Here is a 23,455-nt window from a genome sequence, read left to right as displayed (position 1 = left end):
AACTCCAAAGGTTTTCGGCGCGGCTCGCCGTTCAGCGGCCGACGCGCAAGCGACGAAGGAGCGAGCGTCGGCCGCTGAACGGCGAGCCCTAGGGCGCCGAAAACCCGCCGGAGCGAAGCGGAGGCAAATTCGACACAGTCCAGACGTGCGCCTCGGCCTCGTCGGCCAGCTTGGCGAGCAGAATCTCGCGCGGAATCGTCTGTCCCGCAAGATGTTCCAGGGACGGAACCACAACATGGTGTGCGTCGGCGCGTTTGAGCTCGGCGGTCAGCTCCGCGAACGCGGTGCCGTCACCGGTTGTCGATTCATGGAAGGTCGCGGCGAAACACATCCCAGCGGAGCTCGCGAGGCTGCACATGGCGTCCTCCAACTCCTCGGAGTGGCCTTCGGCCAACTCGTCACGCACATACCCATAGATCAACGCTTCCACCCGAACCTCCGTTGGGATCTGGATAGGGATTCGCTGTTCTGTTGTCGGACTGTCGGACCCCCACACGCGGCGGGGCACTGCTGGACGAGATACCGCTGTGGCGAACCGATACCACTGCTTCGGCGGTACCGCGCGGGCCGGAAATCGACCCGTTTCGAGCATGCACCGCCGCCAAATGTAATTGCAGATGTCAACGTGCTGACATCCGGATGCCCTATCCGGTCCATCCGAAGTTAACTGGTGGGATACTGACCCCGTGGCCGCTGGTGACGATCGACCCGTCTGGGCAGTCAGGATGCGTTCCGAACGAGATGCCAGGGGGTGGTCGCAGACCGAAGCGATTCGCGCGATGCGCGCCAAGTCCTCGCACAATCTGCCGACCGACAGCACACTGTTACGCAACTGGCGGCGCTGGGAGTCGGGCGAGTCGCGTCCCGACGAGTTCTACGCACCGATCATCGCCGCCGCCTTCGACACCGTCACCGCGGCGTTCTTCCCCAAGGCCCGCCCGAACCGGGACGACGAGTTGCTGTCCTCCACCGGGATGGACACCCTGGAATTCCTCGGCCGGCTGCGCATGTCCGATGTCTCGTCGGCCACCCTGGACGCCATCCGGATCACCGCCGAGCGGATGTGCTGTGAATATCCCTGCGGCGATCCGCGCGCGCTGCATACCGAGGGCACCGCGTGGCTGCGCCGCATCACCTCCCTGCTGGACGGCCGGTTGACCCTGGCGCAGCATCGCGAGGTGCTGGTCCTGGCCGGATGGGTCGCGCTGCTGGTGGGTTGCCTGGACTACGACCTCGGCCGGCGCACCGAGGCCGAGGCCACCCGACGGGCGGCGCTGTCCCTGGGCCGGGAGGCCGACCATGCCGAGATCATCGGCTGGGGTGCGGAGATGGCCGCCTGGTTCGCCCTGACCCAGGGCAATTACCGCGGCGCGATCGACGCCGCCGACGCCGCTTTGGCAAGTACCCAGCAACTGGCGGTCGGTGTCCAGCTCGCCGCGCAGCAGGCCAAGGGCTGGGCGCGGCTGGGCGATCGCACCGCGATGGAGGCGGCGCTGCGCCGGGGCCGCTCGATCCTGGACCGCCTCGACCACCCGGCCAATCTGGACAACCATTTCGTCGTGGACCCGCAGAAGCTCGACTTCTACGCCATGGACTGCAGCCGCGTCATCGGCGAGAACCAGTTGGCGCGAAGCTATGCGCACCAGGTGATCCGAACCTCCACGGGCCCCGGCGACACCATTCTCAAACCCATGCGGGTCTCCGAGGCGCGCCTGACCCTCGCGGTGGTGGCCGTGCGCGACGGAGACCTGGATCTGGCCGTCGACGAGGGCCTGCGCGCCTTCAAGGGAACCCGCCGCTCCCTACCGTCGCTGATGTGGATAGCCAGCGAAACCGCCCGCGAGATGATCGAGCGCCACCCCGAGGATCCGCGCACCCGCACCTACCTCGACCAATTGCGCGAGCTGGCAACACCGTAACCAGGTCTTGTTAGGCTCCACCAATGGATTTCAGTCTGCGGTCCTGCTCTTGGCGGGGGCATGCCACCTACGCACCCGATGAGCCCGAACTCGCTGCACGCCTACATGTTTCGACTCCGGCGGGTACCGCGTGGCGCTGCCTGCGCTGCGGTGACTTCGTGATCGGCGAGCCCGCGGGCCGCGGTCCGGCCGACGAGGCGCCGGAGGTGCCGCGCGGGCGGCTGCTGCGGGACCGGTTCATCATGCGATTCCTGGCGATCGAACGGGTCCTGCGCGGCCTGGTTTTCGTGGCACTCGGCGCGGGAGTGTTCAAGGTGCGCAAATCGCAGCATCAGCTGCGCGCGGCGTTCGAGAAGGAGATGCCGCTGATCAAGCCCCTGGCCGATCAGATCGGCTGGAACCCGGACAATTCCAAGATCGTGCACTTCATCGAGCAGGGGTGGAAGCTCTCGCCGACGGTGCTCAGCCTGATCGCGGTCGGCCTGCTGGTCTACGCCGCGATCGAATTCATCGAGGCGGTCGGGCTGTGGCTGGCCCAGCGCTGGGGCGAGTACTTCGCCGTCATCGCCACCGCGATCTTCCTGCCGCTGGAGGTCTACGAGCTGACCGAGAAGATCACCGTGCTGCGCGCCGGGGCGCTGGTGATCAACATCGCCGCGGTGCTGTGGCTGCTGTGGTCCAAGCGACTGTTCGGAATCAACGGCGGTGGGCGCGCGTACCACGCCGAACACAACGAGGCGAGCCTGCTCACGGTGGAACGTTCAGCCGTCGCGGTGCCCGCGTCCTGATCGATGGCACGGGCTCGGCGCGCCGATGCCGGGGACGCCGCGGCGCCCGCGGGCATCGGTATTACCCTCGACCCGGTGACCGAGTCCGCTGAAGGATTGCTGCCCGACGCCGCGCCCGCGACGTCCAGGGGCGACTCCGCGCTGACGCGTACCTCCGGGACGGTCGCACCGAACCCGGGTATGGACCGATCACCGCAGGACCGGGCGCCGATCGCGAATCCGGAAGCGCTGTTCGACGGTTCGGCGCTCCCCCGCGGTCGCGTGGTGTTCGCCCCGGCGGGCATCGACGCCGCCGCGGCGGAAGATCGGTTGCGGCTGTTCACCTTCGCCACGGCCGAGAAGCGCGGGGAGTATCTGTGGGTGCTGCGGGCGTTCGATCAGGCGCGCGCCGCGTACGTGGTGCTGCTGCACGCCAACGACGTCACCGATACGCTGACCCGGTTTCCGGGCGCACCGCGACTGTCCGCCGCCGAGGTGGGCCCGCTGCTGGAACAGCTGCATCAGTGGGGTGTGCTCGAACGCAGCTACGACGGGACGCGCGCGGCGACCCTCGCCGAATATCGCAACCGGCACTTCGTGTATCAGTTCTCGCAGAGCGGATATCACGCCTATCGCGCGGTATCGGAGGTACTCGGCGCTCGTCTGGACGAGGCCGCGCTGTCGCGACTGGTACTGCCGGAGCTGCTGACCGATCTGCAGGCGCTGGCCCAGGCCAACCGCACCGGCGACGCCGAGCGCGTCTACCGCATCCTCAACCGCCTCGACACCACCCTGTCCGAACTGGCCGAGCGCGCCGCGCACTTCTATCTGACCCTCGGCGATCTGGTGCGCACCACCGAGGCGACGCCGGAATCCTTTCTGGCACACAAGGATGCGCTGCTGGCGCATATGCGCGAATTCAGCATGGACCTGGCGCGCTTCGCCCCGCGACTGGCCGCCGCGATCACCGAGGTCGAGGAGACCGGCGTCGAGGAGATGATCGCGCGGGCCGGAGCCTGCGACGAGCGGGTGCTGCTCAGCCTCGCCGATCGCGAGGAGGATTGGCGCGATCGCTGGCGCGGACTGCGCGGCTGGTTCGTCGCGACCGCCGCGGATATCGCTGCGGGCGAAGCTAATTCGGACGGACAGTCCAGGCCCGGTGCGAATCAGACCGAGGCCGAGCGGTTGCGCGATGCGACGATGAGCGCCATCGCCGCGGTGCTCTCGCTGCTGCGGCGGGTCACCGAGACCCGTAAGGGCGGGGTCAGCCGCGAGTCGGCGCTGCGCCATCTGGCCGGGTGGTTCACCGCGACACCGACCGCCGAGAGCGCGCACGCACTGTTCGACGCGGTCTTCGGTTTGGGCCGTCCGCGGCATCTGTCGATGGAACATCCCGACTCCGATGTCATTCCCGCGATCCGATCCTGGTGGGACGCACCGCCTTTGGAGATCGCGCGCACCCTCGCCGAGACCGGGCGGCCGCCGTCGCCGGGCGCGCCGTCGCGAATCGTGCGCAACGACGCGGGTATTCGGCGGCTGCGTCAGGCCCAGTTGGACGCCCAGCGCGCCCGTGCGGCCGCCGCGCAATCACTCGCGGCCGCCGACCTGCACGACCGCGTACTGGACGACGGCGAGACCGAGGTGCTGCTGCGCCTGCTGGACGCGGCCTCGACCGCGTGGGTTCCGGTGAGCGGGCGGACCGGAACCACCGGCTCCGACAGCGGGGTCACCCTGACGGTGTCCGAACATCCCGGCTCCACCGTCGTGCGCACCGCGCGCGGACTGCTGCACCTGAACAATCGCCGGCTCGAGATCCGCGAGAACGGCCGCGCCCGAACGCCTACCGCCGGGGCCCGCCCCGGTCCTGGAGCGCACTCGTGATCCACGCCCGCACAATCGATTCGCTCGCCCTGGACAGCTATCAGCGTGCCGCGCGGGTGATTCTGGCCAATCATCTCATCACCCGCAGTTATCCGGATCGGATCGCCCTGCCGCTGCTGCGCCGCTGGGCCACCGAACTGCGCGAGGATCTGGCCGAATTGTTCGGCTACCGGCTGGAGGTCACCGAGACCACGGCCCGGCTGTTCCCGGTTCTGGACCGCCTCGAATCCGGCCGCCCGGCGCGCACACCGGGTGATCGGGTCTTCGACCGGCGGCGCTACGCGTATCTGTCGCTGGCCCTGGCCGCGCTCGGCCGGGCGGGCGATCAGATCACCCTGTCCGAGCTGGCCGATCAGGTGGCTTCCTATGCGACGCGGGTCGACGGGCTCGAATTGTCCACCGATCGGGCCGCCGATCGCGACGCGTTCGTCGACGCCGTGGCCTGGCTGGCCGCTCGCGGCGCGCTCACCCTCGCCGATGGTGACGCCGGGGGCTGGGCCGCGGATCCGGAGGCCGGGGAGGCGCTCTACGACATCGATCGAGCCGTGGTCTTCGCGATCTTCCGGCCGCCGCGCGTACTTCAGCATCTGCGCAGTGTGCGCGGACTGTTCGAAGACGAATCCGACAGCGGCACAAGCGCTTCCACGCCGCAGGCGCGGGCCGCCGATGCCCGCCGGGTGCGGCGCGCGCTGGTCGAGCGGCCGGTGGTGTACGCGCGGGAGCTGACCGAGTCCGAGCGGGTGCAGCTGGGCACGGAGAAGGTCGTCGCGGAGGTGGAGATGCTCACCGGGCTGCGGGCCGAGCGCCGCGCCGAGGGCGTCGCGCTGATCGACACCTCGGGTCGTTTCTCCGATGTGCGTTTTCCCAGCACGGGCACCCTCGCCCAGGTCGCACTGCTGCTGGTCGGCGAGATCGCGGATCTGGTCCTGGACATCGACAATCCGGTGGAACGCCGCCGGCGCCCGGCACCGGCGACCACGCTGGCCGACGCGCTGGATGAGGCGATTCCGGAGTCGACCGTCTTCACCCCGCTGGCGATATCCACCGATCCCATTGCCGCACAGGATGATTCGGATATCCAGGATGAGCCCGACAGGGCCGGTGCGGACGCCGACTACCCGGTCGTGCCGATGTCCTGGATCCGCGAAACCGTGCAGGCCCTCACCGACCGCTACGGATCCACGTTCGCCGCGCAGTGGCAGGCCGACGTCCCCGGCCTGACCCGGGAGGTCCTCGCGCTGCTCGAGCGGCTGCATCTGGTCGAACCGCTCGCCGCCGGGGACGAGACACATTCGGCCGCAACCGATTCCGAGCCCGCGCTGTTGATCCTGCCCGCACTGGCCCGCTACCGCGGCGCGGTGGTCACGGTCCGCACGCGCGCCAAGAGCGAACTGTTCGCCTCCGCGAGCGCTCTGGGCGACCATGCCTATCCGGCACAGAAGGGGAGCTGATGGACCTCATCCACGGCGGCGTCCGATTCGTACCCACGCGGGCGGGCATCATCAACCTCTGGGACTACCGCGATCAGGAATTCTGCTTCGCCGACGGGCGTCTGGTGCTGCGCGGCCCCAACGGGTCCGGTAAGACCAAGGGCCTCGAGGTGCTGTTCCCGTTCGTGTTCGACGGCCGGATCGAGCCGCGCAGGCTCAATCCGTTCGCGGGCGAGGAACGCACGATGAAGTCGAATCTGCTGTACCGCAAGCAGGAATCGGCGTACTCGTACGTGTGGATGGAGTTCGCGCGCGGTCGGCGCGAGGATCCGGAGGTCGTCACCGTCGGCATCGGCATGCGCGCGACCCGATCCTCGGACAAGGTGACCCGCTGGTATTTCGTCGCCGACGGCCGGGTGGGTGTCGACTTCTCCCTGATCGGCCCGGACGACCGGCCGCTCACGCGCAAGCAACTGGCCGAGCAGATCGGCACCGACGCCCTCACCGATCGTCCGGTGGACTATCGCTCGGCCATCGACGCGCGCATGTTCGGACTCGGGGTGCAGCGCTTCGACCAGCTGATCAACCTCATTCTGACGCTGCGCCGCCCGCAGCTGGCCAAGAACCTCGACCCGCGCGGCCTGTCCCAGGCGCTCACCGACGGCCTGCGACCGCTGGACGAGCAGCTCATCCTGGACGCGGCCCGCTCGTTCAGCGATATGGAGGAGGTCGGCCGCACGCTCGAGGGCCTGGTCCAGGCGGACACCGCCACTCGCGCGTTCGTCGGGGTCTATCGCAAATATCTTGCGGTGCAAGCGAAGAGCGATGCCGATCAGGTGCGCGGACGCATCGACACCGTGACGCACGGCAGTACCGCGCTGTTCGCCGCGACGGCGTTGCGGGAACGTCGCGAGGGTGAGCGCACCGCCGCCGAGGAACGCGCCGAGGCCGCCGACCGGGCCTACGAGCAAGCCCTGACCGATCGGGAGACGCTGCAGCGGTCCAGCGCGTACGAGGGCAAACAGCAGCTCGACGATCTGGCCGACGCGGTGCGCAGGCTGGAGACCTCCGCGGCGGTGCACCGCGACAAGGCGACCAAGGCGCGGCAGGCGGCCGATCAGCGTGCCGAGGAGGCCGAACGTGCCCGTGCCGCGGTCGAATCCGCGACCGCGACGCTGTCCCGCGGTGAGGACGAGTTGCGCACGGCCGCCGAGGAGGCCGGTATCGCCTGGTCCGCGCTGCCCGAGCAGGCCCGCGCCGAACAGCTCACCACGACCGTGCGCAGTCACGCCGAGGAGCGCGACGCCGACGTGCGTACGGTGCGCCAAGCGCTGACGCTGGTCGACACCGCCGCCGCGGGACGCTCGCGCGCCGAACGGGCCGCCCAGCGCGCGATCGAGCAGCGCGACACCGCGGCGGCCGCGCTCGCGGAGGCCGAGGCCACCGTCACCCTCGCGCGGTCGAATACTGCTGCGGCACTGCGCGGCTGGTGGGAGACGCACCGCGACGTGCACGAGCCGGTGCGCGCCGGGCTGTTCGAGGCGCTCGATGCCGCCCTGGCCGCGACGGGTTCGGATGACGCGGCCACCCTCACCGAGGTTCTCGCCGAGCGCACCGAACCGCTCACCGAGCAGATCCGCACCCAGCGGCAACAGTCCCGCACCGCCGCCGAGCAGGCCGCGGCCCGGATCGCCGAACTGCGGGCCGAGCGCGACCGCGTCGCGGCCGAGAAGGAGGACGCCCCACCGTCTTTCGCCGCCCGCACCGGCTCGCGTGCGGATCATCCGGGTGCGCCGCTGTGGCGGCTGGTCCGCTTCGCCGACGACGTGTCGCCCGAACGGGCCGCGGGAATCGAGGCCGCGTTGCAGGCCGCCGATCTGCTCGACGGCTGGGTGAGCCCGGACGGTGCACTGCCGCAGCATGATTCGGATCAGTTCCTGGTCCCGCTGCCGCCGAAGAACCGCCCGCCCGGACGCACCCTGGCCGATGTGCTTGTCGTCGAGGATGATTCGGATGCCCTGACCGTGCCCCGCGAGGTCGTCTCGGGCGTGCTGTCCTCGATTGCGCTGTCCGACGCGATCGCCGGCACCGATCCCGCATCCGAGGATGCGACTGCACCGGTGACGATCGACGCCGACGGCCGGTACCGCCAGGGCGTCCAACTCGGCCGCCACACCAAACCGCATGCCGAATTCATCGGCGCGACCGCCCGCGCCCGCCGCCGCGAACTGCGTCTGGCCGAGCTGGCGACCGCCGTGCAGACCGCCGAGGCCGCCGAACAGGAGGCCGCGGCCCAGCAGCAGGCCGCGACCGAGCAGCTGGCCCGAATCACCGCTGCTGCCAAAGCATTACCCCGCACCCACGCGGTCACCGCGGCATTGCGCGCGGTCTCCGAGGCCGCGGGCATGCTGCGTTCGCGGGCCGAGGCCGCGGCGCAGTCCGAGGCCGATCTGGATCAGGCGGTGGCCGAATTCACCACCGCCGATAAGAAGGTTCGCGGCGTCGCGGCCGCTCACCGCGCCCCGCGCGACCCGGCCGAACTCGATGCCCTCGCCGCGGCCATCCGGCATTTCGAGAACACCGGCACCGTGTTGTTGCGCCTGCGCGGAGACCATCAGCGCGATCACGAACGGGCCCGTGAGAGCGAGGACCGGCTGGCCGAATCCCGTGATCTGGCCGAGGCTTTCGCCGAGGAGGCCGAGTCGGCGCGGGCCGGGTACGAGGAGCAGTTGCGCAAACTCGAGACCCTGCGCGAGGCGCTGGGCGCGGGCGCGGCCGATATCGATCGCGAACTCGAACAGGCCCGGGAACGCATCGACGCCGCGCGAGCCGAGCAGAAGGCCGCCCGCAAGGCGGCCTCGGACGCGATCGAGGCGGTCGGCTCGGCCGAAGGGGCCTACCGGGCCGCGCACGATTCACTCGGCACCGCCCTGACCGAATTGCTCGCCGATGTGAAACACCTTGCGCCCTATGCCCGTCCGGATCTGCTGAGCCTGCTCGGCGCGCCGGAGCACTGCCGCTGGCCGAGCACCGAGGCGGCCTGGTCCACCCCGGAGCAGTTGCTGTACCGGATCGAGACCGGCGGACCGGAGGCCACCCCGCGAGTGCTGCCCGAGGAGGTGCAGCAGCTGTTCGACGGGCTGTGCGCGGCCACGGCGACGGTGCGCGCGGGTGAGGCGGCCCGCAAGTCCACCCGCAGTGCGGTGACCGCGGCGCTGCAGGAATTCGACGCCGCACTGGCCGCGGCCCGGCAGGACTACCGGCTGCAGTGGGACGCCGCCGACGGCCTCACCGTCGTGCAGGTGCACGACGATCAGGGTGCGGCCGCGCTGGCCGATTTCGCCGACCGCATCGCCGGGGCCCGCTCGGATCAGGAACTGCTGCTCACCGACGCCGAACGCCGCATCCTCGAGGATGCGCTGCTGACCGGTCTGGCTCAGCAGATCCACGAACGCACCAGTGACGCACGCGATCTCATCAATCGGATGGGTGCCGAGATGCGGCAGCGCCGGATGTCCTCGGGCAACACCATCGGCGTGCACTGGGTGCTGGCCGACAGTCTGTCCGAATCCGCCCGCGCGGTCTGCAAACTGCTCGACCGGGACGCCTCCGAGCTGAGCCCGGAGGATCTGGCCACCGTCCGCGCGCACTTCGCCGCGGAGATCCGGGCCGCGCGCGCCGCGCACCCGGAACGCTCCTACCCCGAAATCCTCGCCACCACACTGGATTACCGGACCTGGCGAGCGTTCTCGTTCACCCTGATCACCGCCGACGGCAATGAGGACCGGCTCACCGTGGCCCGGCACAGCGCCCTGTCCGGCGGCGAACAATCGGTGTCCCTGCATCTTCCGCTGTTCGCCGCCGCCCACGTCCTGCTCGATTCGGCCGACCCCCAGGCCCCGCGCCTGCTCGCGCTGGACGAGGCGTTCGCCGGTGTGGACGACAACGGCAAGAGCGAATTGCTGGGCCTGTCGGTCGATTTCGACCTGGACCTGTTCATGACCGGCTACGACCTGTGGATCACCTACGACCACGTCCCCGCCTGCGCGCACTACGACCTGGCCCACTCGGCCGCCGAGAACACCGTCAGCGCAACCCTGCTGGTCTGGGACTCGCGCGACCTGCTGGCCGAACACGACGGCTCGGACCTCACCGCGGCCCTGGGCTCCCCGGGCCGCCGCCGGATACCGCACACGGTCGAGGGAGCCATAACCCTGGACGAGGCGATGGAGGTCACGGGCTAGCCGGGGCCACCGCGTCCACCAGCGCCGCGAACTCCGCCGGATGCCGGACGTGGGCGGCGTGACCCGCGTCCGGGATCTGCAGGTACCGGCCGCGAGGCAAGAGCTCGGCAAGACGCGCGGACACCTCGATGTGGTGGGCCAGCGATCGCTCGCCCGCGGCCACGACCGCGGGCACGTCCAGCGTCAACGGCTCGAACATCGGGGTGTTCAGCTCGGGGTCGCGCATCTCGGCGAGCAGCGCGACACCGTCGGCGGCCAGTTCGGCGGCCGGGCGCATCCGCGCCACCGGGGCCCCGACCACCTCGTTGAGCAGTGCACCCGCCGCCGCGGCCGGGTCGTCGGCGGACTCGCGCACCAGCCGTTCCCACGGCGCTTCCGGCGGCCACCACGGCAACCACCGCACCGGCGGTTCGAAGGCGACCACCGCGCGGACCCGTTCGGGTGTCCGGGCGGCGGCACACAGTGCGATCAGCCCACCGTAACTGTGTCCCACCAGAATCGGCTCGTCGGTGCGCGCTACCACGGCGGCCAGGTCGTCGACGTGATCGGTGAGTGAAGGCGGCCGGGAGCCGGGCCGGCGGGAGGCGCCCCAACCGCGCCGGTCGTAGCTGAACAACGTCCTGTCCGGCAGTTGTTCGGCCACCCGCCGGAAACTCACGCAGGTATCCATGGTCCCGTGCACGAATACGACGGTGCCGCTCGCGCCGGAACCATTGCGCACCCGCCTGAGTGTGGGGCGCGCGACCGAAGCACGGACGGGATCGCTTGCGGCGGTGGCGTCGTCGCTCATCACCGCCCCCGTGCCAGCCCCGCGACGACGACGCCGATCTCGGCGGGAGTCGAGGCGTCGAGCAGCACCTCGAAGTCGACGACCACGGCGGTCTCACGTTCGAGCCGAGTCAGCAATTCGGCCACGGTCAGCGAGTCGCCGCCGATCGAGAAGAAATCCGAATCCGAGCACACCTCGTGCTGCGGAATCTTCAGGCAGCCGGCGAACATCCGCGCCACCTGCCAGGTCCACCGGGTGACCTCCGCGGACTCCGAAACATGCTGCACAACAACAGCATTCGAGTCGTCCTCGGCTCGCGGCAGCATGGTATCCGGAGTCGTCGCCGAGTCCGCGCCGCTCGCCGCGACCACCGACGTGGTCGTCCGGCCGTGCGAGGCGGCCACCGATCGTCCCGGAATCGCGGGCACCGCAACGGTTTCCGACTGCGGCAACGATGCCGCCTGCGCCGCGACCGGAGCGCCCGCCTTCCCGTTGCCGGTGCGCGGCAGTTCATCCACCAGCGTCAGCGTCGCGGGCACCATACCGGAGTGCAGCCGGTCGGCCAGGTGAGCGCGAACGGCGGACTCGTCGAAGCCCGGGTCTGGGACGACCAGCGCCCGCAGGCGCTCGTCTCGCACGAACACCGTGCACGCACACACTCCGGGCGCCTGCTCGAGCACCCGCTCCACTTCGTCCAGCTCCACCCGCTGCCCGCGAATCTTCGCCTGCCGGTCACGCCGGCCGCGATATTCCAGCACGCCGTCGGCACGCCAGCGGCAGATGTCGCCGGTGCGGTACAGGATCCGATCCGGTCCGGCGGTGAACGGGTCGGTCAGGAACAGCTCCGACATCAGGTCGGGGCGGCCCAGATAGCGGCCGATACCGAGACCGCCGACGCACAGTTCGCCCTCCTGCCCGATCGGCACGAGCCGGAACCCCTCGTCGACCACGTAGACCCGCTTGTTGGCCACCACACGGCCGATCGGCACGTCGGTGTCGCTGCCGTCGCATTCGTGCCAGGTGGTCCAGACCGCGGCCTCGGCCGGACCGTAGAGATTCAGAAAGCGACGGCCCGGCGCCGACCAGCGCGACACCACCGCGGGCGGCAACCGCTCACCGCATGCCGCGCCGATCCGCAGCTTCGGCAACGGCTCGTTCGGCAGCGCCGCCCACACCGACGGTGTCAGCGTCACGATGGTGACCTCGCGGTCGCGCAGCAGGCGCACCAGCGGCGGGCCGACAACCAGGCGCGCCGACGGCACGAGCACCAGTGTCGCGCCGGACAGCACGGCCATCACGACCTCGAACACCGCGCCGTCGAAATTCAGCGACAGGAACTGCAGCACCCGATCCCGCGGCGTCAGCCGGAACACCTCCCGCTGCGCTTGATGCAGGTTCACCACACCCTCATGGGTGATGGCGATCGCCTTGGGGCGGCCGGTCGTGCCGCTGGTGAACACCACGTACGCGGTATTCCCGGTGTTCACCCCGGTGACCGGCGTCGATTCGCTGGCGGCGGTCGTATCCACCGTCAGCACCGGCACCGGCAGGGTTTGTTCGCCGACCGCGGTTCCGCTGTCGGTGAGCACGAGGTGCACGGCCGCTTCCTCGAGCATCACATACAGGCGCTCGCGTGGGCATTGCGCGTCGACCAGCAGAAATGCGCCGCCGGCCTTGGCCACCCCGAGCATGGCGATGATCAGCTCGACCGAGCGGTCCATCATGATGGCGACCTTGGCCTCGGGTTCCACGCCGCGCCCGCGCAATTCCCAGGCCACGGCGTTGGCACGCAGATCGACCTCGCGGTAGGTGTAGCGGACGCCCTCGCAGTCGACGGCGGCCGAGTCCGGCGTCACCGCGGCCCACTGCTCGAATACCCGATGCCAGCACTCACGCTCGCCCAGCGACGCGTCGCTGTCGTTCCATACGCTGATCAGCAGATGACGCTCGCCCGGAGTCGGTTCGAGCGTTGCGTCAGCCGACAGGACAGCGGGCGCGGCGGCCCCCGGTTCCGTCGCCGTTTCGTGAGTCGCCAGCTCATGAGTCGCTGGTCGGTAAGTCACCGGCGCACGAGTCGCCGGTTCGCGAGTCACCGGAACGGAAGTCGCTGGGGCGCGGTTCGCGACCTGTGCCAACGCGCGAGACCGGCACCGGGTGTTGGCGTGCGGCCCCCACGCCACCGCGTCCGGCTCCTCGCTCACGCGATACCAGCCATAGCGCCGAAGAAATCCCAGAATTGCCCAGCCGCCGAGTTGCTCGGCATACGGCGCCCCCACGCAGTAATGCCGACCGATACCGAAACCGAGGTGCCGTCCCTCTTTCCGCGCGATATCGAATTTCTCCGGCTCGGCGAACCGCCGAGCATCCAGATTGGCGGCGCCCAGCAGGGTTATCACGGTATCTCCGGCCATTATCCGATGGCCCGCGACGGTAATGTCGGTCAGCGCCCGGCGTGCCACATACGTGCTCGACCCGTCCAGCCGCATGATTTCATCGATGGCGCTGCCGATCAGCCCGGGATCGGCCCGTAGCAGCGCCTGCTGTTCGGGATGCCGATCCAGTAGCACCAATCCGCCGGACACGAGCTGGGTCAGCGTTTGATAACCGCCGGCCACCAGCACCAGACAATTCGCAGCAACCGTGTCCAGAATGGTGTCGAACGACTCCCCCGACCCGTTCTTCCGCATTTCCGCGACGAGATGGCTGATCAGGTCGTGACCGGGTTCTCCGGCCCGTTCCGCGGCCACCGACCGGAATATCTCGAAGGCCTCCTGCAGCGTCGGCAGCACTTGTGCGTCGCCGAGCTTGGGCAGCGTGGACAGGCTGCCGATCAGCCGCTCGTAGGCGTCGGCCCAGGCGGTGAGCCGGTCGGCATGGTCGTCCATATGCAACAGACGGGCGACGAGCCGCGCGGGCAACTGCGCGGCGAAATCGCCCACCAGATCCAGGGTTCCGTGCTCGGGCAGGTCGTCGAGCACATCGTCCACCATGGCACGCATCATCGCCTCCTGGGCGGCGACGTGCGCGGGAGTGAACTCGCGGGCCAGCGCCGAACGCACCCGCGTGTGGTCCGGCGGATCGGAGAACAGCAGCTGGGCCAGCAGTACATCGACGATCCGAGCGACCTCGTCGAAACCCCGTCCGGCCAGTTTCTCCGGATCGTGCGGACGAGCCGAGGAGAATACCCGATGATTACCCAGAATCTCGTTGCACTCCTGATATCCGGCACAAATCCACACGTGCCCGACCTCGTCGTAGAACAATGGCCCCAACGGGGCGATCGCGCGGTAATACCGCTGTGGCTCGGCAATGACATCCGCGCGGCCCATATTGTGAATTCCGTGCCGCTTACGGTCATAACCGGCGGCAGCGTTTTCGAGCATGGAGATCGATGGCATCAGATTCTCCTACACCGCCCCGTTCACGCCGAACGAGACGTTTGCGAATCCCGGTCGGCACCATTGGCCCGGGTGAGCTGTCGAACTATTGCAGGCTTACACGCGGCGTCCGCACTGTCAAACGTTCGAGGTTTCCAATGGCGGTTATGGCGAATGTCTCATTCTTTACCGTCACGTTTCGTGACGTCGCTGTGAACAGAATCGCCGTTCCCTTTTTCTCGGCGACTTCGTATGCCAAGTTCATGGACACACCGTGTTCATGCGCACCGGGTCACCGGCCCTGGTTCATGGACACCCACCGCCGCACAGAATTCGGAGTACGAGATGCTGCCGCCGAGTCTCGAGATCGCCGTATACGGACTGATCGTCACCCCCATGCTCCAACTGGCCGACAAACACGGAATGCTCGCCGAGTTGCTCGCACACGGGCCGCTGCCCAGCACGGACGTCGCCGCGCGGATCGACGCCGATCCGGATACCGTGGACCGGATTCTGCTGGTACTCGCCTCGGCGGGGCTGCTGCACCGCGATTCGGCCGGCGCCTTCGCCGTCGATCCGGCGGTGGCCCCGTACCTGGATGCCGCCCATCCCGGTTACATCGGCGGATTCGTCAAGCACATGGTCGATGCCCTGGAACAGCTGCCCCGGCTGGAGCGGTATCTGGCCCTGGGCAAACGGACCGTGGACGCGGACCTGCCCGCCCCCTACGACCACTTCTACCAGGACGACCTGTCCACCGCGGAATTCATGAGCGCGATGTGGAGCCTGAGCTACGACGTCTCCCGCGAGCTCGCCGAACTGGCCGCACTGGACGGCAGCAAGGTACTGGTCGACGTCGGCGGCGCGAGTGGCCCGTTCTCGGTCGCGGCGCTGGAGCAGAACCCGCGACTGCGCGCGATCGTGTTCGATCTGCCGAATATCCGCCCGCATCTGGAGAGCACCCGCGACAAGTACGGGCTGACCGACCGCCTGGAGTTCGCCGGCGGCGACTTCTTCGCCGACGAATTGCCCGAGGGCGATGTCGTCGCGTTCGGCTACGTGATGTCCAACTGGCCCGATGCGGAGTGTAAACAGTTGCTGCACAAGGCGTTCCGAGCCTGTCAACCGGGCGGCCGGGTGTTGGTCATGGAGCGGCTGTTCGACGACGACCGCAACGGGCCGCTGTCGACCGCGGTGATGAACCTGACCATGCAGGTGGAAACCCGCGGCGTGCACCGCACGGCCGCGGAACTGGTTGCGCTGCTGGAAGATGCCGGGTTCACCGGATGCGCGGTGCATCGGTCCGGCCGGGACAAACACCTGGTCGTCGGCCACCGCCCCGCGGCTTGACGGCGTCGTGGGCCGGGTCGGCAGGCCCGGCTCACGAGGCGCGTGTCACCTCGCCGCGCAGTTGGCGGGCGAACTGGCTCCATGCCTCGGCGTTGGCGACGGCCAATTCGGCCACCGCCGAAACACAGTGCGCCGGAATGGTTCCCGGCCCCGCGACCGCCCGCCACTGCTCCGGATCGACGCTGTGCGAATGCAACCAGCGCAGCAGCGCCCGCCCGGAGTCGGTGGAGCGCAACGACGGATCGCGGCTCAGCGTGCGCAGCAGATCCGCGCGATCGGCGGGCTGCCGCGAGCGTCTCCCGGGACGTCGGCGCTGGCGCTGCGGTACCGGATCCGCCCCGCGTTCCAGGCGCTGACGCACGTCCCACACGGTCGACACCGACAACTGCGCGGCCTTGGCGATCTCCCGGATCGGCGCATCGGGATTGCCTTGCAGCAGTTCGCCCGCCAGGATCCGCGCGGCCGCAGAATTCAGCGGCCGGACCCGGCCGTCCAGGCCCAGCCGCGCGTTCGACTCCGGAATATCCGTGGTCGAACGCCGCCGCACGGCCGCAACGGTTTTCGACGACAATCCGGTGACCGAGGCGACCATGGCATCGGACCAGTGCGAATGGGTCGTCATGATCCGCTCGGCGGCGGCGGTGCGGTCGGCCAGCGACAGCGGCAGACCGTGCCCGACGTTGGCCCGCACCGCGACCACGAACGCGTCGCGGTCGGGGCCGTCGTAGAACCGCACCTCGATCTCACGCTGCCCGCGCAGGCGGGCCGAGTGCACCCGGTGCACCCCGTCGAGCACCCGCAGCGTGGACCGGTGCACGGTGATCGGCGGCCACCGTTCGGCGGATTCGGCCAGTGCGCGAACATGATCGGTATTGACGCCGGACAGGCGGGGCGAGTCGGCGATCGAGAGGCGGTCGAGCAGCATACTCGGCATGGCATTCCTTCATCACAGCCGATGCGGCGCCGCGACGGATGCCACGGCCTGCACCTCGATGAGCAGTCCCTCGGCCGGGAGGGTGGTGACGATGGTGGTGCGCGCCGGCGGGTGCGCGCCGAAGAACTCCACGAACGCCGCGTTCCAGGCCGGGTAGTACTTGCGTTCGGCCAGAAAGCATTCCAGCTTCACCACGTGCTCCCGGCGACAACCCGTATCGTCCAGCGCCGCGTCGAGCTGTGCCAGCACGTCGCGGCACTGGCCGTCGAAATCGGCCACTCGGGGCGCCATCGTCGCGGGGTCGATGCACGCCAGCCCGGAGGTGTAGACGAGTCCGCCCGCGCGCACCACGGCCGGGAACGGGGCTCCCCCAGCTGCATTGCCCGATGTCACGGTCGCACCTCCAGCACCCGCTCGGCGGTGATGTCCGCGATGCTCGCGGCGCCGGAGAGGATCATCAGAACGCGCAACTCCTCGGTGAGCAGGTCCAGTACTCCGGTCACCCCGGTCACGCCCGCCGCCGCGAGGCCGTAGATGGCGGCGCGGCCGATGATCACCGCGTCCGCGCCCAGCGCCAGCGCGAGGAAGACATCCGCGCCGGTGCGCACGCCGCTGTCCAGCAGCACCGGCACCTCGGGACCCACCGCGCGCCGGACGGCGGGCAACATATCCAGGCTGGCCGGTGCCGGATCTATTTGGCGCGCACCATGATTGGATACCACCAGGGCAGCCGCACCGGCCTGCAGCGCCCGTTCGGCCGCTGCCGGGGTGAGGATGCCCTTGGCGATCCAGGGCAACCGGAAATGCCGAGCCGTCGCCGCCAGCTGGGTCCAGTTCCACGGCTGAGCTCCGCCGTGCACCAATCGGCTCATGACCTCGGCCACCGACGGATCCCCCTCACCGAGACCCGTCAGGTTGCCACTGAAGGCGTAGAGGTCCGGCGCGAACCGGTTGTGCATGTTGCGGGTACGGAAGCCGCCGATCGCGGAGTCCACCGTGACGCAGATGGCGTCGTAGCCTGCCGCGACGATCCGCTCGGCGTTGTGCGCGGCGTGCGCGAACGGGTGCAGCTGCGCGATCCGCGCCCCTCCGGGGGCCACCCGCCGGACGTGTTCGTAGGAGTGGGTGCCCGCCTCGGGCACGATGTCCACCGTGCCCGAGCGCTCGGCAGCGGTCGCCACGGCGCAGTGCCCGTCCGGATGGAACAGCCCGTCGCCGCCGAAGGGGGCGGTGAGAATCGGTGTGGCCAGCTCGATTCCGAGCACGCTGGTTCGCAGCGAGGGCTGCTGCACGCCGCTCATCGGCTCGGGCAGGATACGGTGGCGGGTGAAGGCGGCCCGGTTGGCGTCCAGGGTCACCTCCAGTCCCGCGCCGCCCTCGAGATAGTCGGCCAGCTCGCTGGACATGGTGGACATCGCGGCGGTGTGAATCTCGTTCAGGCTGCCGAACTCGACGTCGACGGGATACAGGGTGCTGCTCACTGCGCCACCGCCTGGGATGTCGTTGTGCCCGTATTGGATTCATCGGCGACCGGCTGTTCTCCGGTATCCGCGGCAGCGCTTCGGGCGGTGGAATGCCGGTAGCCGTAGCCGATGTACAGCACGGCTCCGATCGCGGTCCAGATCACGAACCGCAGCCAGGTCAGCGAACTCAGCGTGGTGGCCAGCCACACGCAGCCGGCAACGGCCAGCAGCGGCACCACCGGCATCAACGGGGTGCGGAAGCTGCGCGGGCGCTCGGGCTCGGTGTAGCGCAGGATCAGCACGCCGACCGAGACGAAGGCGAACGCCACCAGGGCGCCAATGTTGACCAGTTCGGCAACGGTGTCGATGGACAGCAGGCCCGCGATGACCGCGGCCAGCACGCCGAGTATCACCACCGCGCGAACCGGCGCGCCGCGCCGGTTGGTGACCGCCAGCGCCCGCGGCAGCAGACCGTCGCGGCACATGGCGAATACCAGGCGGCTCTGTGCGTAGATGACCGCCAGCAGACCCTTGCCGAGTGCGACCACCGAGGCCACCAGGATCACGTTGCCGATCCACCCGGCCCCGATCGCGCTCAGCGCGGTCGCCACCGGCGCGGAGTTGTTCAGGCTCGGGTACGGAGCCACGCCGGTCAGCACGAGGGTGACCGCGATGTAGAGCAGCGTCGCGATGACAACCGAACCGATCATGCCCCAAGGTAGGTCGCGCGCGGGCCGCTTGGCCTCCTCGGCCGAGGTCGCGACGATGTCGAAGCCGAGATAGGCGAAGAACGCCAGCGCGGCGCCCGCCACGATGCCGTGAAAACCGAAGGGGGCGAACGGCGTCCAGTGCGCGACGGTGATGTGCGGGGCGCCGATCACGACCACCAGCAGCAGCGCCAGCAGGGTCACGCAAACCAGGACCTTGACCACGGCCGCGGCGATCTTCACGTCGAACGCGAGCACCAGCACGATCAGGCCGATCACCACCACGGCGGGCAGGTTGATCACCCCGCCCGCCGTCGGACCGGCGATGATGGCGTGCGGAAGCTGCCAGCCGAACAGCGATTTCAGCATCGCGACGAACAGGCCCGACCATCCGATGGCCACTGCGGCCCCGGCAACCACATACTCCAGCAACAGATTCCAACCGACGAGGAATGCCGACTGCTCGCCCATAGCGTGATACGTGTAGCTGTAGGCGCTGCCGGAGATCGGCGACATCGACGCCAGCTCGCTGTAACACAATCCGACCAGCACACAGATGATTCCCGCCACTACGAACGAGATCATCAGTGCCGGACCGGCTTTCGTAGCAGCGGCGACACCGGTGGTGACGAAGATGCCGGCGCCGATGATGGAGCCGACGCCGATGGCGACCAGATCGAGCCTGCCGAGTCGCCGGCGCAGCGCGGACCGCTCGGCACCGGCCGTCGGCGTCAGTAGCGCGTCGGGTGTTCTCCTACGCAGGGCATTGGTACGGGAGTGAATGGTGACAGCCACGGCGCGTCCTTCCGCTGAACATGGGAGCCTTTCGCCATTCAATGAGACCGAACGAATTTTTCCGGGCGATTACGCGATGTAAACGCGATGTACCATTATTTTACGAAACTCGTTGTGGCACAACATATTTCACGGATGTGCCGATAGCCGCTCCGGCTGTTCCGAAGCGGCACAACGTAATCGATGAAAAAAGGATCAGGCGAACTCCGAGATTCGCACGGAGAGAACGAGGGACACCGACACTGGGACCGCCGCGCGCATCGGGAAGACCGACGCGACCAGGAGACGTACAGGGGGCATATCGACCACCAGATAACTGAGAACTTCTTACCAGTTAGGCGAGGCTAGCACAGACCCGGGACAAGTGGGAAGTTGTTCTCAGATACACTGGGGCCATGACCGGTGCAGACGAAGGAGTCCGGCTGCGCAGCGATGCGCTCCGCAGCCGCACGCTGCTCACCGACGCGGTGGAACGATTTCTACGCTGCGGCCGAGTCGATTTCTCCATACCCGAACTCGCCAGCGAGGCGGGGGTCGGTGTCGCCACCGCATACCGCCACTACGCCACGCCGGCCGAGGCGCTCTACGCGCACAGCGCCCGCGCGATCAGGCAACTGCTCGGCGCCTTCGGCGAGGTCGAGACGAACCTCGACCCGCTGACGCGCTTCCGGCGCAGCTGCGCGATGTGGGTGTCCCAGGCACAGACGTGGGGCGAGGCGTGCCGCCACATCCGCAGCCCGGAGGGCATGATCGAGCGCCTGCACGCCGGCGATCCGGTAATCGTCCAGCTCTACGACGTGCTCGGCCGGGTGCTCGATGATCTGTTCGCGACCGGGCACATGCCGAAGCCCGATCCTGAAGCGGCCGTACTGCTCTGGACGACGATCTTCGACGAACGCGTGATCTACGACCTCGGCGAGCACCGCGGATGGTCCGCCGAGACGATCACCGATTACCTGACTCACGCCACCGAGGGCGCACTGCGGATCGGAGCGGCCGTGGCTCGCTGATCAGCGGCCTCAGGCCGAACGACACTGCTGCGCCGTCCGGGCCCACGCGGCGGCGAAGGTCAGGAACGCGTCGTTCTCCGCCGGCGTCCCGATCGTGACGCGCACCCCCTCGCCGTAGTCGGCGACCCGGATGCCCGCCTCGGCGGCGGCGACGGTGAACGACGTCGCTTCGTCCGCCAACCCCAGCCAGAGAAAGTTCGCCTGGCTCGGCGGCACCGGATAGCCCAGCGCACACAGCGCGTCGCGGACCCGCTCGCGCTCGGCGGCCACCGCGTCGGTGCGCCGCCGCAGCTCGCCGGGGGCCGCGAGCGAGGCCAGCGCCGCCGCCTGCGCCACCCTCCCGACGCTGAACGCGACGTGCACCCGGTGCAGCGCGGCGATCACGGCCGGATCGCCCACGGCGTAGCCCACCCGCAAGCTCGCCAGCCCGTACGCCTTCGAAAACGTGCGCAGCGCAACCACATTCGGCCTGTTCCGGCCGATCTCCACGCCGTCGGGACGGTCGGGCATGCGGAGGAACTCGAGATACGCCTCGTCGATGCACACCAGCACGTGCGGCGGCACCGCATCGACGAATCGTTCCAGTTCGGCCCGGCCCACCGCGGTGGCGGTGGGATTGTTCGGGTTACACACGAACACCAACCGGGTGTTCGCGGTGACCGCCGCCGCCATCGCGTCCAGGTCGTGCACGTCGTCCGCCAGCGGGACCTGCACCACCCGAGCCCCCGCGATCCGAGCCGCGATCGGATAGGTCTCGAACGACCGCCACGCCATCAGCACCTCGTCGGTGGGCGCGCCACAGGTGATCAGCGCCAGATTGTGACACAGCGACACGCTGCCGCAGCCCGCGATCACCCGGTCGCGCGGTACCGCCAGCACATCCGCTAGGGCGCCGACCAGTTCCCCGGAACGGTTGTCCTGGTACCGATTCGACCCGGCGGCCGCCGCGGACACCGCCTCCAGCGCCGACGGCAACGGCCCGAATGTGGTCTCGTTACCGGCCAATTCGATCGGGTCGATCGAATCCGGCAGGGCGAGCCGGGGCACATAGGTGGGGATGGTGTGCAGATCCGGCCGCAAGCGGGGAGTCATCGCCCCAATATAACGAGCGCACCGCGTTCCCGCCCCACACTGGTTGCGGATATAACTGCGCCGCAACATATTTCACGCGCATGCAATCTCCGGACGCGGCCCGCGCAGCACGACGCGAGGGGCGCCCGGCAGCGCGGGCCGAGTCCGGGAGCGCCCAATCGAGACGGTATGACGGTCGTCACATCATAGCGAAAGCCGCTGCCGAGTAGAGAAGTTCTTCCCATTTGGCTACTCTCAATCGAGAAGATCTCCTCACTTGGGAGGATTGATGCGGACAGCGACCCCCGGCGCACTCCTCGTGCTGATCATGGCGCAACCCAATATGGCCACCGGCATGATGCCGTACTACCGGCACGTCTGGACATTGGCGCCGCTGCTCATCACGGTCATCTTCGCGACCTACCTGTTCGCGCTCGCACCGGCGCTCACGGTGGTGGGCACCCCCCCGACGCGGTCGTCGTGGTGGTGGCGGATCGGCGTAGGCGCCGCCTGCGGCGTCGGGGCGGATGTGACCATGGCACTGGCACATTCGCCGTGGGTGGCGTGCGGGGCGCGGGTGCTCTCCGGACTCTCGGTCGGGCTGGTCACCGGCTCGCTGGCCGGGCTGATTCTGGAGCGCCGGGGCGAACGCGCGCGTACCGCGGTGGCGACGGCTACCGTATTCGGTTCCGCGGTCGGCACTTTCGCCGCCGCGACGGTGGCCCAATACCTGCCCGCCCCGGGGGTGGTCACATATGCCGGGCACGCCGTCCTGCTGACCCTGGCCGCGCTGGTGGTGTTCGCGGATCGGGCCGAGGGACTCGACGCGGCCCACTCCACACCGCAGACGCCGCAGGCGATAGGACCGGCCCTCGAGCCGAAGGCGGTCGGCTATCTGACCGGCACCGCCGCCTGGGTATCCGCCGGTCTCACGATCGCGTTGCTGCCCAGTTATGGTGCCGCACTTCTTAATACCGGCAACCTCGCGCTGCTGGCCCTCCCGGTCACCCTGTACGTCGTGTCCGCCTGGGTCGTCCTGCAAGTGATCCCGCCGAAGACGATTCCCGCCGAACCCGTGGTGGCACAGGTGATCATCGTGGCCGGCGTCTCGCTCACGCTGGCGGTGTCCTGGGTACACAGCCTGCCGCTGCTGTTGTGCGGCGGCATCGTGGCCGGCTGCGGTCAAGGCCTGGGCTACCGTGCCGGTCTCCAAATCGCCAGCGCCGCAACCCCGCCGGACCAGCACGCCCGCGCCACCTCCCGTTTCGCGGCGGTCGCCTACCTGTTCGCGGCGATCGCCACGATCGCGCTCGGCCTGATCGCCACCGTCGCATCGATGCGCGACGGAGTACTCGCCGGCACGGTGATCCTGGCCGTGCTGACCGTGACCACCGCCCTCGTCCGGCGGCGCGCATCGTCGCGCGCAGCGGACCCCGCCCTCATATCGCAGCCGACCACAACCGCATAGCGACCGCCCCGCGCACATCCGGACCGCAATCCATGAAATCGGAAGACCGGAACAGGTGATGATGCGAGAATACCCCGCGCCTGTCGAATGAATCCGCGACGTATTCGGCATCGCACACGAAATGGATTCGTTACGCGAGTTCACCGTACGACAAAAACCGTTTGTTCTACTTGTCATATACCTCGAAAAACATTTCCAGCGAACAGATTCCGACATGGGGCGCCATCGCCGAAACCCCATCATCCCATCACCTCATCGCCGAACCCGAGG

The 23,455-nt window shown here is 68.9% G+C and carries 16 protein-coding genes; 8 read left to right on the top strand and 8 right to left on the bottom strand.

The genetic code is table 11. From position 1 onward, the window contains the following. Nucleotides 1-88: 88 nt before the first annotated feature. Nucleotides 89-430: a hypothetical protein gene (locus tag NM2_RS08615; protein ID WP_067666387.1), complete on the bottom strand. Its 342-nt coding sequence runs from the start codon at nt 428-430 to the stop codon at nt 89-91. 295 nt (nt 431-725) lie between these two features. On the opposite strand from NM2_RS08615, the gene NM2_RS08610 reads away from it, so the two are divergent. The 5 genes from NM2_RS08610 (at nt 726) to NM2_RS08590 (ending at nt 10,241) form a co-directional block, all read left to right on the top strand. Then, nucleotides 726-1,919 (top strand): NsdA family TPR-like regulatory protein, encoded by a 1,194-nt coding sequence (locus tag NM2_RS08610; RefSeq protein ID WP_218025878.1) that lies wholly within the window; start codon nt 726-728, stop codon nt 1,917-1,919. Nucleotides 1,920-1,942: 23 nt separating this feature from the next. Continuing rightward, a complete protein-coding gene (locus NM2_RS08605) occupies nt 1,943-2,707 on the top strand; it encodes a DUF2127 domain-containing protein (protein ID WP_067666386.1) in 765 nt (254 codons plus the stop codon). 309 nt (nt 2,708-3,016) lie between these two features. Further along, a complete protein-coding gene (locus NM2_RS08600; RefSeq protein ID WP_439956853.1) occupies nt 3,017-4,567 on the top strand; it encodes a TIGR02677 family protein in 1,551 nt (516 codons plus the stop codon). Continuing rightward, the gene (locus NM2_RS08595) at nt 4,567-6,018 is read left to right on the top strand and encodes a TIGR02678 family protein (protein WP_067666423.1); all 1,452 of its coding nucleotides are present in this window, start codon (nt 4,567-4,569) and stop codon (nt 6,016-6,018) included. The genes NM2_RS08600 and NM2_RS08595 overlap by 1 nt, the downstream gene beginning before the upstream one ends. After that, nucleotides 6,018-10,241, top strand: a complete 4,224-nt coding sequence (locus NM2_RS08590) for a TIGR02680 family protein (protein WP_067666384.1) — start codon at nt 6,018-6,020, stop codon at nt 10,239-10,241. Before NM2_RS08595 ends, NM2_RS08590 begins: the two co-directional genes overlap by 1 nt. Here the strand turns inward: NM2_RS08590 and NM2_RS08585 are convergent. Further along, the gene (locus NM2_RS08585; protein WP_067666382.1) at nt 10,231-11,031 is read right to left on the bottom strand and encodes an alpha/beta fold hydrolase; all 801 of its coding nucleotides are present in this window, start codon (nt 11,029-11,031) and stop codon (nt 10,231-10,233) included. The two genes, NM2_RS08590 and NM2_RS08585, sit on opposite strands and share 11 nt — an antisense overlap. Further along, nucleotides 11,031-14,408: an amino acid adenylation domain-containing protein gene (locus NM2_RS08580; protein WP_157120978.1), complete on the bottom strand. Its 3,378-nt coding sequence runs from the start codon at nt 14,406-14,408 to the stop codon at nt 11,031-11,033. The genes NM2_RS08585 and NM2_RS08580 overlap by 1 nt, the downstream gene beginning before the upstream one ends. 324 nt (nt 14,409-14,732) lie before the next feature. Here NM2_RS08580 and NM2_RS08575 point away from each other — a divergent pair, with 324 nt between their 5' ends. Further along, nucleotides 14,733-15,737 carry a methyltransferase gene (locus tag NM2_RS08575; protein WP_067666377.1) on the top strand — a complete coding sequence of 335 codons (1,005 nt, stop codon included), beginning with the start codon at nt 14,733-14,735 and terminating at the stop codon, nt 15,735-15,737. Nucleotides 15,738-15,768: 31 nt separating this feature from the next. Here NM2_RS08575 and NM2_RS08570 read toward each other — a convergent pair whose 3' ends face one another. From NM2_RS08570 to NM2_RS08555, 4 genes are read right to left on the bottom strand one after another with little or no spacing between them, the layout of a single operon-like run. Next, the gene (locus NM2_RS08570) at nt 15,769-16,671 is read right to left on the bottom strand and encodes a ParB and winged helix-turn-helix domain-containing protein (protein WP_084530615.1); all 903 of its coding nucleotides are present in this window, start codon (nt 16,669-16,671) and stop codon (nt 15,769-15,771) included. Between the two features lie 12 nt (nt 16,672-16,683). Then, the gene (locus tag NM2_RS08565; protein ID WP_067666375.1) at nt 16,684-17,064 is read right to left on the bottom strand and encodes a RidA family protein; all 381 of its coding nucleotides are present in this window, start codon (nt 17,062-17,064) and stop codon (nt 16,684-16,686) included. Further along, complete coding sequence (locus tag NM2_RS08560) at nt 17,061-18,152, bottom strand: alpha-hydroxy acid oxidase (RefSeq protein WP_067666373.1); 1,092 nt, start codon at nt 18,150-18,152, stop codon at nt 17,061-17,063. Before NM2_RS08560 ends, NM2_RS08565 begins: the two co-directional genes overlap by 4 nt. Continuing rightward, nucleotides 18,149-19,636 (bottom strand): amino acid permease, encoded by a 1,488-nt coding sequence (locus tag NM2_RS08555; protein ID WP_084530614.1) that lies wholly within the window; start codon nt 19,634-19,636, stop codon nt 18,149-18,151. Before NM2_RS08555 ends, NM2_RS08560 begins: the two co-directional genes overlap by 4 nt. A gap of 395 nt (nt 19,637-20,031) precedes the next feature. Here NM2_RS08555 and NM2_RS08550 point away from each other — a divergent pair, with 395 nt between their 5' ends. Beyond that, entirely contained in the window at nt 20,032-20,646 is a 615-nt protein-coding gene (locus NM2_RS08550) for a TetR/AcrR family transcriptional regulator (protein WP_067666371.1), read from the top strand. A gap of 9 nt (nt 20,647-20,655) precedes the next feature. Here the strand turns inward: NM2_RS08550 and NM2_RS08545 are convergent, their stop codons facing one another. Beyond that, nucleotides 20,656-21,738, bottom strand: coding sequence for a histidinol-phosphate transaminase (locus NM2_RS08545; protein ID WP_067666369.1), 1,083 nt, complete (start codon nt 21,736-21,738; stop codon nt 20,656-20,658). Between the two features lie 268 nt (nt 21,739-22,006). Between NM2_RS08545 and NM2_RS08540 the strand changes: the two genes are divergently transcribed. Further along, nucleotides 22,007-23,185: an MFS transporter gene (locus NM2_RS08540; protein ID WP_067666367.1), complete on the top strand. Its 1,179-nt coding sequence runs from the start codon at nt 22,007-22,009 to the stop codon at nt 23,183-23,185. Nucleotides 23,186-23,455 lie beyond the last annotated feature (270 nt).

Origin of the sequence: Nocardia miyunensis NBRC 108239 (assembly GCF_001613065.1) — a bacterium.
Classification (GTDB): domain Bacteria; phylum Actinomycetota; class Actinomycetes; order Mycobacteriales; family Mycobacteriaceae; genus Nocardia; species Nocardia miyunensis.
This window is presented reverse-complemented; position numbering and strand designations above follow the sequence as displayed.

Coding starts and splice junctions, on each gene's coding strand:
- NM2_RS08610 (WP_218025878.1), top strand. CDS start 726: ATGCGTTCCGAACGAGATGCCAGGGGGTGGTCGCAGACCGAAGCGATT.
- NM2_RS08605 (WP_067666386.1), top strand. CDS start 1,943: ATGGATTTCAGTCTGCGGTCCTGCTCTTGGCGGGGGCATGCCACCTAC.
- NM2_RS08590 (WP_067666384.1), top strand. CDS start 6,018: ATGGACCTCATCCACGGCGGCGTCCGATTCGTACCCACGCGGGCGGGC.
- NM2_RS08585 (WP_067666382.1), bottom strand. CDS start 11,031: ATGAGCGACGACGCCACCGCCGCAAGCGATCCCGTCCGTGCTTCGGTC.
- NM2_RS08580 (WP_157120978.1), bottom strand. CDS start 14,408: ATGCCATCGATCTCCATGCTCGAAAACGCTGCCGCCGGTTATGACCGT.
- NM2_RS08575 (WP_067666377.1), top strand. CDS start 14,733: ATGCTGCCGCCGAGTCTCGAGATCGCCGTATACGGACTGATCGTCACC.
- NM2_RS08570 (WP_084530615.1), bottom strand. CDS start 16,671: ATGCCGAGTATGCTGCTCGACCGCCTCTCGATCGCCGACTCGCCCCGC.
- NM2_RS08550 (WP_067666371.1), top strand. CDS start 20,032: ATGACCGGTGCAGACGAAGGAGTCCGGCTGCGCAGCGATGCGCTCCGC.
- NM2_RS08545 (WP_067666369.1), bottom strand. CDS start 21,738: ATGACTCCCCGCTTGCGGCCGGATCTGCACACCATCCCCACCTATGTG.
- NM2_RS08540 (WP_067666367.1), top strand. CDS start 22,007: ATGCGGACAGCGACCCCCGGCGCACTCCTCGTGCTGATCATGGCGCAA.